Origin of the sequence: Streptomyces sp. DH10 (assembly GCF_029813805.1) — a bacterium.
Taxonomy (GTDB): Bacteria; Actinomycetota; Actinomycetes; order Streptomycetales; family Streptomycetaceae; genus Streptomyces; species Streptomyces coeruleofuscus.
On the sequence record NZ_JARVKU010000017.1, the window covers coordinates 156,607 to 170,504 of the forward strand.

Sequence of the window (13,898 nt, forward strand, 5' to 3'; positions counted from 1 at the left end):
AAGGTAACGGAGCGGCGCATGACGAGCACCTTTCCCAACGTCTCCATCAGCACGGAGCGGTTGGTCCTGCGTCCCTTCGAGGAGCCGGACATCCAGTCGTTCGCCGACATGATGAACGACGAGCTCGTCACCGCCTGGACCTCCGTCCCGCAGCCCTACACCGAGGCCCACGCCCGCTCCTGGATCACCGAACTGGCCCCCGCCGAACGGGCCGAGGGCCGCGGCATCGTCTTCGCCGTCACCGAGTTCCTCACCCAGCGACTCGTCGGCATCGTCCACCTCCGCAACACCGACTGGCGGATCCGCTCCAGCGAGATCTCCTACGTCATCGCCCCCTGGGCCCGCGGCGAGGGCTACGCCTCCGAGGCGGCGCTCATCACCGCGCAGTGGCTCTTCAACGACCAGAAGTTCGAGCGCCTGGAGCTGCGCACCCCGGCCGACAACACCGCCTCCCAGCAGGTGGCCCAGAAGATCGGCTGCATCAGCGAGGGAGTGCTGCGCGGCGCCTGGATAGCCCGGGCACGGAGGGACGACGGCGAGTGGACCGAGGTCCGCACCGACCTGATCGTCTGGAGCCTGCTCCCCGAGGACCTCGAAGGCGTGGGCGACCAGCTGCCCGGCGGCTTCACGTCCTTCGGCGACTGGAACTGACTCCGGCGACCGGAACCGACCGGAACGGACACCGTGCGCGACGGCACCGCCGCCCCCTCCGCCGGCTTCACCGGGTAGTCTCACGGAGCCCGCCCGCGGGCACCTCATCACACGGCACACAGACGACCTGCGAAAACCCTGGAGACTGACGACGATGGCCGACCGGGTCACGGTGATCGGCTGGGACGGTTCGCCGCTGACCGCCGCGGCACGCGCCGCCCTGGGTGCCGCCACGCTGGTGGCGGGTGCAGCCCACCACCTGGCGCTCCCGGAGGTACCCGCCGGCGCCGAGCGCATCCGCCTCGGCAGCGTCGCCCTCGCCGCCCGCCGCATCGCCGCCCACCGCGGCACGGCCGTCGTGCTCGCCGACGGCGACCCCGGTTTCTTCGGCGTCGTACGCACCCTGCGCGCTCCCGAGTTCGGCCTCGAAGTGGAGGTCGTCCCCGCTGTCTCCTCCGTCGCCGCCGCCTTCGCCCGCGCCGGCATGCCCTGGGACGACGCACAGGTGGTCGTCGCACACCGCCGCACCCTGCGCCGCGCGGTGAACGTATGCCGCGCCCACACCAAGGTGGCGGTCCTCACCTCACCCGGCGCCGGCCCCGCCGAACTTGGCCTGCTCCTCGAAGGAGTCCACCGCACCTTCGTCATCTGCGAGGAACTCGGCACCGGACACGAGCGGGTCAGCGTCGTCACCTCCGAGAAGGCCGCCGACCACACCTGGCGCGACCCCAACGTCGTCATCGTCCTCGGCGGCCCGGTAGGCACCGCGGGGGAGACCGGCGGCTGGATCGCAGGCCGCGACCCGTCCGCCGGACCACGCGGCTGGTCCCTGCCCGCCGAGGCGTACGGCGGTGACCTCGGCGAGGGCGAGACCCAACTGCTGCGCGCCTCCCAACTCGCCCGCCTCGGGCCCCGGATCGGCGACCTCGTGTGGGACATCGGCTGCGGCAGCGGTGCCTTCGCCGTCGACGCCGCGCGCGCCGGCGCCGCCGTCATCGCCGTCGACAGCGACCGGGCCGCCTGCGCCCGCACCGACGCGGCCGCCCGCCGCCTCGGCGTCCAGCTCCAGATCGTGCACGGCACCGCCCCGCACGTCCTGGAGAACCTTCCCGAACCCGACGTCGTGCGCGTCGCCGGCGGGGGAGCGGCCGTCGTCTCGGCCGTCGCGGACCGCCGCCCGCAGCGCATCGTCACGCACGCCGTCACCCGGGACGCGGCCGAACTCGTCGGCCGGGACCTGACGGAGCACGGATACGGCGTCGAGTGCGCCCTGCTCCAGTCCGTCGAACTCGACACCCGGGCCTGGACGGAGAAGGAACGGAGTGTCGCGTTCCTGCTCAGCGGGGTGCTTCCCCGGCGCAGCGCCTGATCCCGCAGTCGTCCCCGTGATCGGGTTGTCGTACCGCGCGCGGTAGGCTGGCCGATCGCTGCACCGCACGCGGACGTCCGGCAGATCGTCGGTCAATGTCCGGAAAGCCCGCCCGTTTTGGGGTGAGTGTGGTACGGCAGAACCGGAGGACGCGCAACGTGGCGCAGTCCACAGCGGAACCGTCGCGGATCAACGTGCCGTGACGGTGGTTCGGCCGCAACAATGCCAGTGAGTGGCTTTGTCGCCTTTTACGGCGGGCCGTTCGTGCCGCTGGGGACGCACGCTCGTTCTTCACTGTGGGGCGGTCGGTGCGCCGTTCCGGGTGAGCTGGTCGTAGGAGCACTAACCGATGGGCGAGGGGTACGCATGACCGACACCGGCCAGGTCCCGGGCGAGGGACTGCCGGAGAGCGCAGGCATGGTGGAACAGCCGGGCGCCCCCGCGCACGGTGCGTACGCCTACCTCTCCGAGGACACCGTCGAGGACGAGGACCTGCTGCTGCCGGGCTCCCACGGCGCCTGGGGCAACGAGGTCGCCCCGCCCGCTCCGGAGCCGGTCGTCGAGGCCGTGCACCAGCCGGGCCCGCACGAGCTATCCGGCCGCGACAGCGGCTCGGTCGACCTCGGCGGCGTCCGCCTGCCCGACCCTCCGCCCATCCCGCCCATCACCCCGCGCCGGCCACTGCACCTCGGCCCGCCCCTTCCCGACAGCTCCGCCAGCCCGGTCCGCTCGCTCGCCGACCGCGGCCCCGCGGGAGCGCCGGCCCGACAGGCCGCAGCGCCCGCGCCCGGCCCCGAGTACCTCGATGCCCCGCGCGCCCCGGAGGCATCCGCGCCGGCCGCCGCGCCCTGGGGCGCGCAGGTTCCGCCCCAGGCCCAGGTGAGCGCCGGGGCGGCGCCTGCGGAAACGGTTGTTCCGCCAACAGAGCCGACGGGCACGGCTCAGGCCGTCGCAACCCCCGTCACCCCGGAGCCGGGCCACGCGGCAGCGGCGGTCCCCGCCCCGGCCGGGTCCGCGCAGGCCGCCTACGCCGAACAGCCCGCGCAGACTGCGGCCGCGCCGGGCGAGCCGGCAGGTAACCAGGTGGCCGCCGACCAGCCGGAGCAGGCCGTCCCCGCACAGGGGGCGGTGGCCGCGGGTGACCCCGCTGGGATGAGCGTCGACCCTGCCGGGGAGCAGATGGCCGCCGCCGAGCCCGCGGTTGCTGGTGAACCGGCGGGTGCGGGTGTAGGCCCGGAGGGTGAGCCGGTGGCCGCCGCCGAGCCGGAGCAGGGTGCTTCCGCCCAGGACCCGGGCGTCGGAGATGCCCCCGCTGACGTGGCCGTCGATCCGGACGCCGGTCAGGTGACTCCCGCCGAAGCCGCGGCCGTGTCCGCCGAGGGAACGCCGGTACCGGGGGAGACGCCGGGGCCGGTCGCGGAAGGCTCTGGTCAGGACGCTGAGCCGGCACTCGCCGACGGTTCTCCCGAGGTACCCGGGCAAGCCGCCGCCGACGGATCCGCCGACGGCGGTGAGCAGACCCCGGCGGCCGCTGCGGAGCAGGACGTGGCGAACGCTCCTGTCCCGGAGGCCGCACCGGCGCCGCAGGCGGTCCCGTTCCCGGAGGCCGCCACCGCGCCCGAGCATGCTGTCGTGGCGTCGCCCGAGGGTGACGCAGCGGAGCCTGACGTCGCCCGAGCGCCGGACGAGGTGGGCCCCGAAGCCGCTGGCCAAACGCCGGACCCGGTGGCCCCCGACGCCGCTGCACAGGCCCCGGCAGCGGAGGTCGGCCCCGAGGCTGCCGCACAGGCCCCGGCAGCGGAAGTCCGCCCCGAGCCCGCCGCACCGGGCGCACCCGTGACCGAGTCCGTCGCGCAGGAGCCGGAGGCCGGTGGCGACGAGGCTGCCGCACAGGCCCCGGCAGCGGAAGTCCGCCCCGAGCCCGCCGCACCCGCGACCGAGTCCGTCGCGCAGGAGCCGGAGGCCGGTGGCGACGAGGCCGCCGCGCAGGCCCAGGCTGCCGAGACGATCGCCCAAGTCCCGGAGGCAACTGACAGCGAGGCAGCCGCGCAGGAATCCGAGATGACGGCACCGCAGGCCGCCGCCGCCCCCGAAGCGCCCGCCGCTGCCATGCCGGCCCCGGCCGCCGAGACGGTCGCCGCGGAAGCCGACGCTCCGGCTGCCGAGGCCGCCGAAGCGCCCGCCGCCGAAGCACCCGCGGTCGAAGCACCCGCCCCCGAGGTGCCCGTCGACGCTCCGGAAGCGACCGCACCGCCCCAGTCCTCTGCTGCGACGGCGCCTCCTCAGCCCACCGAGACGGCCACACCCGACTCCGGAGCAGAAGCCCCCGCACCTGCCGAGGTAGCGCCTGACACGACCGCCGCCGAAGCAGCCGCACCGGCCCAGGCCCTCGATACAGCCGCGCCCGACCCCGCAGCCGAGGCGGCAACCCCCGCCCCCGAGCCGGTAGCCGCCGCGCCCGACCCGGCAGCCCCCGCACCCGACCCGGCTGAGGCAACCTCCGCCCCCACAGCACCGGAAGCCCCCCAGGTTCCCCAGACCCCGCAGCCCCCGGAGAGCACTCCGACCTCCGCCGAGGACGTCACCGTTGTACTCCCCGGCCCGGCCCCGGACGAGCAGGCCGGACAGCACGTCCAGGGCCCGCAGCAGTCCCAGGCCGCCGTCCCCCAGCCGGCCCAGCCCGAGGCGGAACCCGTGGTCATCGTCCCCGCACCCCGCGAAGGCGAAGCCGAACTCGCACAGAACGCCGACGACCTGGACACCCGGGGCGCCGAACAAGAAGACCTGGCGGACCAGGAACGACACGAAGCAGAGAGCGCGGCAGCAGTGGCAGAAGCACGACAGTCCACCGGCCCCGCCGCCCCCGGCTACGACCCCGCCGAGCGTGAGGCCGTGCTGAAGGTCATGCGAGAGCGCCGCGACATCCGCAACGGTTTCCGCAGCGACCCCATCCCGCACGAGGTGCTGCTCCGTGTCCTGGAGGCCGCCCACCACGCGCCCTCCGTCGGCCACTCGCAGCCCTGGGACTTCGTCGTCATCCGCTCCGCCGACACCCGGCGCGCGATGCACGACCTGGCCATGCGCCAGCGCGACGCGTACGCGAAGTCCCTCCCCAAGGGCCGGGCCAAGCAGTTCAAGGAACTGAAGATCGAGGCCATCCTCGACACCCCGGTGAACATCGTCGTCACCGCCGACCCGACCCGAGGCGGCCGCCACACCCTCGGCCGCCACACCCAGCCCCAGATGGCGCCGTACTCGGCCGCCCTGGCCGTGGAGAACCTCTGGCTCGCCGCCCGCGCCGAAGGCCTCGGCGTCGGCTGGGTCAGCTTCTTCGACGAGCGCGAGATGGTCCGCGCCCTCGGCCTGCCCGAGCACCTCGAGGTGATCGCCTACCTGTGCGTCGGTTACGTCGACGAGTTCCCGGACGAGCCCGAGCTGCTCCAGGCGGGCTGGTCCAAGCGCCGCCCGCTGTCGTGGGTCGTGCACGAGGAGACGTACGGCCGCCGCGCCCTGCCCGGAGAGGAACCGCACGACCTGCTCGCCGAGACCGTCGCGCAGATCCGCCCGCTCGACGCCAAGGCGCTCGGCGAGGCGTGGGAGCGCCAGAAGCGTATGACCAAGCCGGCCGGTGCGCTGGGCATGCTGGAGATCATCTCCGCACAGCTGTCGGGCCTGTCCCGCCAGTGCCCGCCGCCCATCCCGGAACCCGCCGCCGTCGCGATCTTCGCCGCCGACCACGGCGTGCACGCACAGGGGGTCACCCCCTGGCCGCAGGAGGTCACGGCCCAGATGGTGGCCAACTTCCTCGGCGGCGGCGCCGTCTGCAACGCCTTCGCCACCCAGGTGGGCGCCGAGGTCTGCATCGTCGACGTGGGCGTCGCCGCCGACCTCCCGGCCACGCCGGGCCTGCTTCCGCGCAAGGTCCGGGCCGGTACGTCGGACATGACCACCGGACCGGCGATGACCCGCGAGGAGGCCAAGCAGGCCATCGAGGTGGGCATCGACACCGCCCGCGACCTGGTCGCCGCCGGCAACAAGGCACTCCTGACCGGCGAGATGGGCATCGCGAACACGACCGCGTCCGCCGCCCTGATCTCCGTCTTCACGGGTGCCGACCCGGCCGAGGTCACGGGCCGGGGCACCGGCATCAACGACGAGACCCTCGCCCGCAAGACCGACGTCGTCCGCCGCGCCCTCGAACTCCACCAACCGGACCCGGCCGACCCGGTCGGCGTCCTCGCCGCGATCGGCGGCTTCGAACACGCCGCCATCGTCGGCCTCCTGCTCGGCGGCGCGTCCCTGCGCACGCCGGTGATCCTGGACGGCGTCAGCGCCGGCGCCGCCGCCCTGGTGGCCCGCGCGATCGCGCCGGAGGTCCTGGCCGCGTGCATCGCGGGCCACCGCAGCGCCGAGCCGGGCCACGTGGCCGCCCTGAACAAGCTCGGCCTGCGCCCCCTGGTCGACCTGGACCTCCGCCTGGGCGAGGGCACAGGCGCCCTCCTGGCCCTCCCCCTGGTCCAGAGCACGGCCCGGGCGATGCACGAGGTGGCGACGTTCGACTCGGCGGGAGTGACCGAGAAGTAGAGCTCCTGAGGTGCGCGTGGGTCCGTGGGCACGGACCCACGCACCCATACCCGGTGACGACGCCCAGCCACCGGACACCTGTGCCACCCCGAACACCCGCGCCGTAAAATCCGCACGTCAGGGCTACCGAACCACCGCCGCAACAGGAGCCGCACCCTCATGGCCGAACACCCCGCCTACCCCGTAGGCCTCCGCCTCACCGGCCGCCGCGTGGTCGTCCTCGGCGGTGGCCAGGTCGCCCAGCGCCGCCTCCCGGCCCTCATCGCGGCGGGCGCGGACATCATCCTCGTGTCCCCCGAGGTCACCCCCTCCGTAGAGGCCATGGCGGACGCCGGCGAGATCACCTGGCACCAGCGCCCCTACGAGGAAGGCGACCTCGCCGACGCCTGGTACGCCCTCATCGCCACCGGCGACACGGAAGCGAACACCAGGGCCTCCGCCGAGGCCGAAAGCAACCGCGTCTGGTGCGTCCGCTCCGACGACGCCGACGAGGCGACGGCCTGGACCCCGGCCACCGGCCACAGCGAGGGCGTAACCGTCGCCGTACTGACCACGGACGCCCGCGGCCGCGACCCCCGGCACACCGCCGCCATCCGCGACGCCGTCGTCGAGGGCCTGCGCGACGGCACGCTCGTCGCCCCGCACCACCGCACCCGCACACCCGGAGTCGCCCTGGTCGGCGGCGGCCCCGGCGACCCTGACCTGATCACCGTGCGCGGCCGCCGCCTGCTCGCGGAGGCGGACGTCGTCATCGCGGACCGCCTCGGCCCGCGCGATCTCCTCGCCGAACTCCCGCCCCATGTCGAGGTGATCGACGCGGCGAAGATCCCTTACGGCCGTTACATGGCCCAGGAGGCCATCAACAACGCGCTGATCGAGCATGCGAAGCAGGGCAAGTCGGTGGTCCGCCTGAAGGGCGGCGACCCGTACGTCTTCGGCCGCGGCATGGAGGAACTCCAGGCCCTCGCCGAGGTCGGCATCCCCTGCACGGTCGTCCCCGGGATCTCCAGCTCGATCTCGGTCCCGAGCGCGGCCGGTATCCCGGTCACCCACCGCGGCGTCGCCCACGAGTTCACCGTGGTCAGCGGCCATGTCGCGCCGGACGACGAGCGCTCCCTGGTCGACTGGCCGTCCCTGGCCAGGCTCACCGGCACGCTGGTGATCCTCATGGGCGTCGACAAGATCGGAAAGATCGCGGAGACGCTCGTCGCGCACGGAAAGCCGGCCGACACCCCCGTCGCCCTCGTCCAGGAGGGCACGACGGCGGCTCAGCGCCGGGTCGACGCGACCCTCGCGACGGTCGCGGAGACGGTCCGTACCGAGGACGTGAAACCCCCGGCGGTCATCGTCATCGGCGAGGTCGTGAAGGTCGGCCCCACGGTCGGCGCACCCCGCAAGTAACCCCGGGTAACACAACCGTCCCAAGCCGTTGGCACCGCACCCAGGACAAGGCAGTATCAACCCTGTGGCCGATCTCATCACCGTCGAGGATCCCGACGACCCGCGCCTGCACGACTACACCGGCCTGACCGACGTGGAACTGCGCCGCAAGCGCGAACCCGCCGAGGGCCTCTTCATCGCCGAGGGCGAGAAGGTCATCAGAAGGGCCAAGGAAACGGGCTACGAGATGCGGTCCATGCTGCTGTCGGCCAAGTGGGTCGACGTCATGCGTGACGTCATCGACGAACTCCCCGCCCCGGTCTACGCCGTCAGCCCGGAGCTCGCCGAGCAGGTCACCGGCTACCACGTGCACCGTGGCGCGCTCGCCTCCATGCAGCGCAAGCCCCTGCCCACGGCGGCCGACCTCCTCCAGACCGCCCGCCGCGTCGTGGTCATGGAGTCGGTCAACGACCACACCAACATCGGGGCGATCTTCCGCTCCGCCGCCGCCCTCGGCATGGACGCGGTCCTGCTCTCCCCGGACTGCGCCGACCCCCTCTACCGCCGCAGCGTGAAGGTCTCCATGGGCGCCGTCTTCTCCGTGCCGTACGCCCGTCTGGACACCTGGCCCAAGGGCCTGGAGTCGGTCCGCGAGGCCGGCTTCACGCTGCTCGCCCTCACGCCCGACGAGAAGGCCCGGCCCCTCGACGAGGCCGCCCCGCACACCATGGACCGCGTGGCCCTCATGCTCGGCGCCGAGGGCGACGGCCTGTCCACCCAGGCCCTGGTCGCCGCCGACGAATGGGTGCGCATCCCCATGTCCCACGGCGTCGACTCCCTCAACGTGGGCGCGGCGGCCGCCGTGGCCTTCTACGCCGTGGCCACCGGCCGCCCCCAGTCCTAGGTCCTGGGGGCCGTACGTGGAACAGCGCCAGGCGATCGTCGCCGTACTGCTGCGCGGGGACCGTGTCCTCGCGATCCGGCGCGGCCCGGCGGTCGCCCGTCCCGGCTACTGGCAGCCGCTGAGCGGCAAGCTCGAACCGGGCGAGACCCAGGAGCAGGCGGTCGTCCGTGAGGTCCGCGAGGAGGTCGGCCTCACCGTCGTGCCGCTGGCGAAGGTGTGGGAGTCGGAGACCGACGACCGCCTCTTCCGCCTCCACTGGTGGACCGCCCGCGCGGACACGGGGGAGGTCGTCCCCGACCCCGCCGAGGTCGCCGAGACCCGCTGGGTCACGCCGCAGGAGTTCCTGGCCCTGGACCCGGTCTTCGACGGCGACCGCGAGTTCTTCGAGCGGATCCTGCCGGGGCTGTGACCGCGGGCCCAAGGCGGTGAAGCACCGGGGCTTCGAAGGCTTCGAAGCCCTACGGTCCGGATTCCTGCCGGACGCTCTCCTGCCGCACACCACCACTGCCGCCGTCGCCGCCGAGTCCCCGCGCCGATCCCTGACAGCCCTGCACCAGGGCGATGCCGACGGCCACCAGCAGCGTGACCACGACGAACACGAACAGCCGCTGCCGCAGCAGCCGGGGGTTGGCGGGCCGCAGCCCGGTCCCCGTGTTTCTGGACGTCGGCCGCCCGGTACCGCTGTGCGGGGCGGTACGGCTGCCGTTGCCCGACCGCGTCCCGTTGCGTCCGGTGGGCGTCGGCCGTGATCCGGAGCGAGACGGAGTGCCGCCGCGTGAGGCCCCGGAGCCGCGCACCGGAGTCCTGCCGCGGTTCCCGCCGCCCGTCGACCGGTTCCCGCCGCCCGTCGACCGGTTCCCGCCTCCCGTCGCCCGGGATCCGCCCCGCGCGCCGGCGCCTGACTGGGAAGCCGGACCGTCCGGCGACGGAACGCCGTCCCCGGGCCCGGGGGAGCGCCGTGGCGGGGGAGTCCCCCGGCCGTGCTGCGCCCCGGAAGCCCCCGCACCCTGCTGTCCCTGCGGACGCCGGCCGCGCTCGGGGTAGCTGTCGGCGGGCCGGTCCGCCTCGGCACCGCGCGGCGCGGGCGGCCGTACGCCGGCCAGGTCCTGCGACTCCCGGGCCGCGATCTCCTTGAGCCGCATGGACAGTTGGAGCGTGCTGGGCCGTTCCTCCGGGTCCTTCGCCAGGCACGCCCGGACGAGCGGAGCCAGCGCGTCGGGTACGCCGTGCAGCTGCGGTTCCTCGTGCACGACGCGGTACAGCATCACCTCGGAACTGCCGTGCCCGAAGGGCGAGTCGCCCATCGAGGCGTACGCGAGCGTGGCACCGAGCGAGAACACGTCCGTGGCCGGTGTGACGGCGGCCCCGCGCACCTGCTCCGGTGCGAGGAAGCCCGGCGAGCCGACCGCCGTGCCCACGTGGGTGAGAGTCGAGGCGCCGGTGGCCCAGGCGATGCCGAAGTCGATGATCCGCGGCCCCTTCGGGGACAGCAGGATGTTGGACGGCTTCAGGTCCCGGTGCACGACCCCCGCCTCGTGCACGGCGACCAGGCCCTCCGACAGGGCGGCGCCGACGGCCGCGACGTCGGCCGCGCCGAGCGGTCCCTCGGCGGCGACCTTGTCGTGCAGGGAGGGGCCGGGGACGTACTGCGTGGCGAACCAGGGCCGGTCCGCGTCGAGGTCGGCGGCCACGAGCCGTGCCGTGCACCCGCCGCGAATCCGTCTGGCCGCCGAGACCTCACGGGCGAACCGTGAGCGGAACTCCTGATCCTCCGCCAGGTCAGGCCGGATGACCTTGAGCGCGACCCGCTGCCCCTTCTTGTCGGAGCCCAGGTAGACCACGCCCATCCCGCCCGCGCCGAGCCGTCTGTGAAGCCTGAACGAGCCGACGACGCGCGGGTCCTCGCGCCTCAGGCGCATCATCGCCATGTTCATCCCCGCTGCCCGGTCCTGTGACGAGCCACAGCTTACGTTTCCACGGCCGCCCGCGCGCAGAGGCCGCGCCCTCTCGGGGCGATGGATTGTCAGTGGTGGGTGGGAGACTTGAAGGGTGGTCAGGGGGCGCGCGGACAGGCCGTGTTCGCGCGGGGGATGACCCCAACCGCCTGCCACGGAAGGGGGATTGGACCTGTGAAGGGTGACCGTGTGGAGATAGTCGTGGACGCCGGCGACACGACGCGCACGTATGAGGTGGTGGCGAGCAGGGCGGGCCGCAGGGTGGAGACGGCGGTACGTCGAGGTGTCGTGGAAGTGAGCGAAGTCACCAGGAGCGGAACCGTAGTGCGTACGGCCCGCTTCATGGCGAACCGGGTGCTGGCACTGGTCGAACAGCCGATTCCGAGGGAGGAAAGCTCGGACAAAGCGGGGTGATCCGGGCGTCCCTTCGGGGAAGACCCTGAGACCTGGGTCTTCGTCTCCACCCAGGGGAGTACACCGCAGGTGACGGCTCATCCTCCGGGAGGCCCGGCAATCGGTACGAGGGCATGACGCCCGAGGAGGGCCGGCCGCCTAGATTTGAGGTCAAGCGGCGGGTGCAGCACTCGTCCCCCGAGGTCAGACACCCGCCGCTGCCGACTACAACCGAACGGTCAGGAGAGGGACCATGGCCCACACGGCACCGCGGACGCTGATCCGCGAGGAGGGACGCAAGGTGTACGCCGCAGCGTTCCGCCGGCGCCAGGGCCGTCGCCACCCCGTGGTGGCGACGCTGATGGCCCTTCCCCTGGCGGTCCTGCTCCTCCTCGTCTTCGACGGGTGGGAGACAGTGGCCACACAGGCGTCGTCCGTGGGAGAGATGCTGGGGCGCTGAGCGGCGACCCCAGGCCCGGAAGAGCGGTCCGGGCGGGGACATCCCACCCATGAAACCCCGTGGGGACGGGGGTGCGGCGGACGGCAAAAATGCCGGCGCAGCTGGGGAGCTGCGCCGGCATTGCCGTGTGCGCACGCGGGCGGCTGCGGATCGGCCGAGCTGCGGACCCACCCGACCTCGGCACGGACGCCGAGCACCTGTACCCAAGGATGCCTTAACACCCCGGTCCCACCTGCGCGTACTCTCGCCCCGGTGAAACCCGCCCCCGCCCTGCTCGTACAGCAGCTCACCGCCAAGGCCCGAGCCGCGGCTCACGCACGCTCCTCGACCTGCCCCTGCGAAGCAGCCACACTCGCGGACCACCCCGACGGCATCGTCGTACGGCACGCGGACACGGTCGCGAAGGCCCACCCGGAAGACACCGACCCGAGCGGACTGACCACCCGCCTCGCCATCGCCACCCACCACCCCGGCATCCTCCTGCCCCCACTCGCCCCGACCCCGGCCGACCTGCACGGCCGCCTCGTGACGTTCTGGCCGTACGGCGTCCCCGTCGACCCGGACAATCCCGACGCCGCTCCCTGGGAAGCCGCCGCCACCCTCCTGGCGCGACTGCACCGCACCCCGGTCCCGCCCGACCCGCCCACGATGCGGGGCCCCGCCACGGCGGCCCGGGCCGTCGCCCGGCTCCGGGCCGCCGGCCCGCACCCCGCCGTCACCCTCGTCCTGCGCGCCTGGGACACCCTCCCCGCCTGGGCCCGGGACGAGGCCCCGATGCCGCACACCGGCACCTTGTGCCACGGCGACCTTCACCTCGGCCAGCTCATACGCCACCCCGCCCCCGAAGGCCCCTGGCTGCTGATCGACGTGGACGACCTCGGTGTCGGCGACCCCGCCTGGGACCTCGCCCGCCCCGCCGCTTGGTACGCCTGCGGGCTGCTCGCGCCCGGCGAATGGGCCCGGTTCCTCGCCGCCTACCGCGCCGAGGGCGGCCCCGCCGTCCCGGCCGACGGCGATCCCTGGGCCGCCCTGGACGTCCCCGCCCGTGCCCTCACCGTGCAGACCGCGGCCCGGGCCGTCGCCAAGGCGGTCGCGGCCGGTCGCCCCCTCGACGAGGTGGAGGAGTCGGTCGTGGACGCCTGTGACCGAATGGCTACCGTCCCGCCGCAGTTGGCGCAGGAGCACCCGAAGTAGGGTGCAACCGACCACAGCCGGACAGAGTCTGTCCTGGCGACACACGAAGCAGGACCGACCGGCGAGGAGTTGAACCACCATGCAGTGTCCGAAGTGCCGTGCGCCGATGCACACGTACAACCGCAACGGTGTCCAGATCGAGCAGTGCAGCGGCTGCCGCGGGATCTTTCTCGACTACGGCGAGCTGGAGTCGCTGACCCGCCTGGAAGCCCAGTGGTCCCAGTCCGCCCCACCACCCCCCCCCGCCCCGCAGGCCTACCCCGCCCCTCCGGCCCCCGCCTGGGGAGCCCCGCACGGTGGCCACGGACACCATGGCCACCAGGGTCACCACCGGCAGAAGGGCTTCGGGCGCATGCTGTTCTCGTCCTGACACCAGGACCGCGACACGACGAAGCCCCCGGCCGATGCGTACGGCCGGGGGCTCCGGTGTGGTGTGGACGATACTGGGATTGAACCAGTGACCTCTTCCGTGTCAGGGAAGCGCTCTCCCGCTGAGCTAATCGTCCTCGGTACCATGACCACCGGATGCAGCGGATCATGGGCACTGCGTGCGCGATACTGGGATTGAACCAGTGACCTCTTCCGTGTCAGGGAAGCGCTCTCCCGCTGAGCTAATCGCGCGGGCGGATCTTCGAACAGATCCAGTGGACGATACTGGGATTGAACCAGTGACCTCTTCCGTGTCAGGGAAGCGCTCTCCCGCTGAGCTAATCGTCCTTGGAGGTGGAGACGGGATTTGAACCCGTGTAGACGGCTTTGCAGGCCGTTGCCTCGCCTCTCGGCCACTCCACCAGGAGTGTAGGGAACCGGGAAGATCCCCACTTCCTTCGAGCGGACGACGAGGTTCGAACTCGCGACCTCAACCTTGGCAAGGTTGCGCTCTACCAACTGAGCTACGTCCGCTTGTCGTTTCCGTCCGCTCTCGCGGCCCGGCGACGAGTTGAACTCTAGCGGATTCCCGGGCCAGTACAAAAACGCGTTTGTGCAGCGTGCTGCGCTTGCCCTGCT

General features: G+C 73.2%; 11 protein-coding genes and 5 tRNA genes. 10 read left to right on the forward strand and 6 right to left on the reverse strand.

Annotated elements, in window-relative coordinates; translation table 11 throughout:
• The first annotated feature begins 18 nt into the window (after positions 1–18).
• The 6 genes from QC385_RS30460 (at position 19) to QC385_RS30485 (ending at position 9,297) form a co-directional block, all read left to right on the forward strand.
• Positions 19–651, forward strand: coding sequence for a GNAT family N-acetyltransferase (locus tag QC385_RS30460; RefSeq protein WP_279544589.1), 633 nt, complete (start codon positions 19–21; stop codon positions 649–651).
• Positions 652–805: 154 nt separating this feature from the next.
• Positions 806–2,020, forward strand: a complete 1,215-nt coding sequence (gene cbiE, locus QC385_RS30465; protein WP_279544590.1) for a precorrin-6y C5,15-methyltransferase (decarboxylating) subunit CbiE — start codon at positions 806–808, stop codon at positions 2,018–2,020.
• 366 nt (positions 2,021–2,386) lie between these two features.
• Complete coding sequence (gene cobT / locus QC385_RS30470; protein WP_279544591.1) at positions 2,387–6,604, forward strand: nicotinate-nucleotide--dimethylbenzimidazole phosphoribosyltransferase; 4,218 nt, start codon at positions 2,387–2,389, stop codon at positions 6,602–6,604.
• Between the two features lie 159 nt (positions 6,605–6,763).
• Positions 6,764–8,005, forward strand: coding sequence for a uroporphyrinogen-III C-methyltransferase (gene cobA / locus QC385_RS30475; protein ID WP_279544592.1), 1,242 nt, complete (start codon positions 6,764–6,766; stop codon positions 8,003–8,005).
• 64 nt (positions 8,006–8,069) lie between these two features.
• Positions 8,070–8,888 carry a TrmH family RNA methyltransferase gene (locus QC385_RS30480; RefSeq protein ID WP_279544593.1) on the forward strand — a complete coding sequence of 273 codons (819 nt, stop codon included), beginning with the start codon at positions 8,070–8,072 and terminating at the stop codon, positions 8,886–8,888.
• Between the two features lie 16 nt (positions 8,889–8,904).
• Positions 8,905–9,297 (forward strand): NUDIX domain-containing protein, encoded by a 393-nt coding sequence (locus QC385_RS30485; protein ID WP_279544594.1) that lies wholly within the window; start codon positions 8,905–8,907, stop codon positions 9,295–9,297.
• Between the two features lie 49 nt (positions 9,298–9,346).
• Here QC385_RS30485 and QC385_RS30490 read toward each other — a convergent pair whose 3' ends face one another.
• Complete coding sequence (locus QC385_RS30490) at positions 9,347–10,822, reverse strand: serine/threonine-protein kinase (RefSeq protein ID WP_279544595.1); 1,476 nt, start codon at positions 10,820–10,822, stop codon at positions 9,347–9,349.
• Between the two features lie 195 nt (positions 10,823–11,017).
• Here QC385_RS30490 and QC385_RS30495 point away from each other — a divergent pair, with 195 nt between their 5' ends.
• From QC385_RS30495 to QC385_RS30510, 4 genes are all read left to right on the forward strand, one after another.
• On the forward strand, positions 11,018–11,257 hold the full coding sequence (locus QC385_RS30495) for a hypothetical protein (RefSeq protein ID WP_184981801.1): 240 nt from the start codon (positions 11,018–11,020) through the stop codon (positions 11,255–11,257).
• Positions 11,258–11,489: 232 nt separating this feature from the next.
• Positions 11,490–11,696, forward strand: coding sequence for a hypothetical protein (locus QC385_RS30500; protein ID WP_086565651.1), 207 nt, complete (start codon positions 11,490–11,492; stop codon positions 11,694–11,696).
• Between the two features lie 252 nt (positions 11,697–11,948).
• Entirely contained in the window at positions 11,949–12,890 is a 942-nt protein-coding gene (locus QC385_RS30505) for an aminoglycoside phosphotransferase family protein (protein ID WP_279544596.1), read from the forward strand.
• Between the two features lie 79 nt (positions 12,891–12,969).
• Positions 12,970–13,260, forward strand: coding sequence for a TFIIB-type zinc ribbon-containing protein (locus QC385_RS30510; protein WP_150479827.1), 291 nt, complete (start codon positions 12,970–12,972; stop codon positions 13,258–13,260).
• 64 nt (positions 13,261–13,324) lie between these two features.
• Here QC385_RS30510 and QC385_RS30515 read toward each other — a convergent pair.
• The 5 genes from QC385_RS30515 to QC385_RS30535 all read right to left on the reverse strand — a co-directional run bounded on the left by QC385_RS30515 (position 13,325) and on the right by QC385_RS30535 (position 13,793).
• Positions 13,325–13,396: transfer RNA gene (locus QC385_RS30515), tRNA-Val, on the reverse strand.
• 43 nt (positions 13,397–13,439) lie between these two features.
• Positions 13,440–13,511, reverse strand: a tRNA-Val gene (locus tag QC385_RS30520).
• Positions 13,512–13,535: 24 nt separating this feature from the next.
• Positions 13,536–13,607: transfer RNA gene (locus QC385_RS30525), tRNA-Val, on the reverse strand.
• A 1-nt stretch (position 13,608) separates the two neighbouring features.
• Positions 13,609–13,682 (reverse strand) — tRNA-Cys (locus tag QC385_RS30530).
• 38 nt (positions 13,683–13,720) lie between these two features.
• Positions 13,721–13,793 (reverse strand) — tRNA-Gly (locus tag QC385_RS30535).
• Positions 13,794–13,898: the final 105 nt, after the last annotated feature.

Bases quoted from the DNA above. Each gene is read 5' to 3' on its own strand.
- cobT (WP_279544591.1), top strand. From the start codon at position 2,387: ATGACCGACACCGGCCAGGTCCCGGGCGAGGGACTGCCGGAGAGCGCA.
- QC385_RS30510 (WP_150479827.1), top strand. From the start codon at position 12,970: ATGCAGTGTCCGAAGTGCCGTGCGCCGATGCACACGTACAACCGCAAC.
- QC385_RS30490 (WP_279544595.1), bottom strand. From the start codon at position 10,822: ATGAACATGGCGATGATGCGCCTGAGGCGCGAGGACCCGCGCGTCGTC.
- QC385_RS30460 (WP_279544589.1), top strand. From the start codon at position 19: ATGACGAGCACCTTTCCCAACGTCTCCATCAGCACGGAGCGGTTGGTC.
- cbiE (WP_279544590.1), top strand. From the start codon at position 806: ATGGCCGACCGGGTCACGGTGATCGGCTGGGACGGTTCGCCGCTGACC.
- QC385_RS30500 (WP_086565651.1), top strand. From the start codon at position 11,490: ATGGCCCACACGGCACCGCGGACGCTGATCCGCGAGGAGGGACGCAAG.
- cobA (WP_279544592.1), top strand. From the start codon at position 6,764: ATGGCCGAACACCCCGCCTACCCCGTAGGCCTCCGCCTCACCGGCCGC.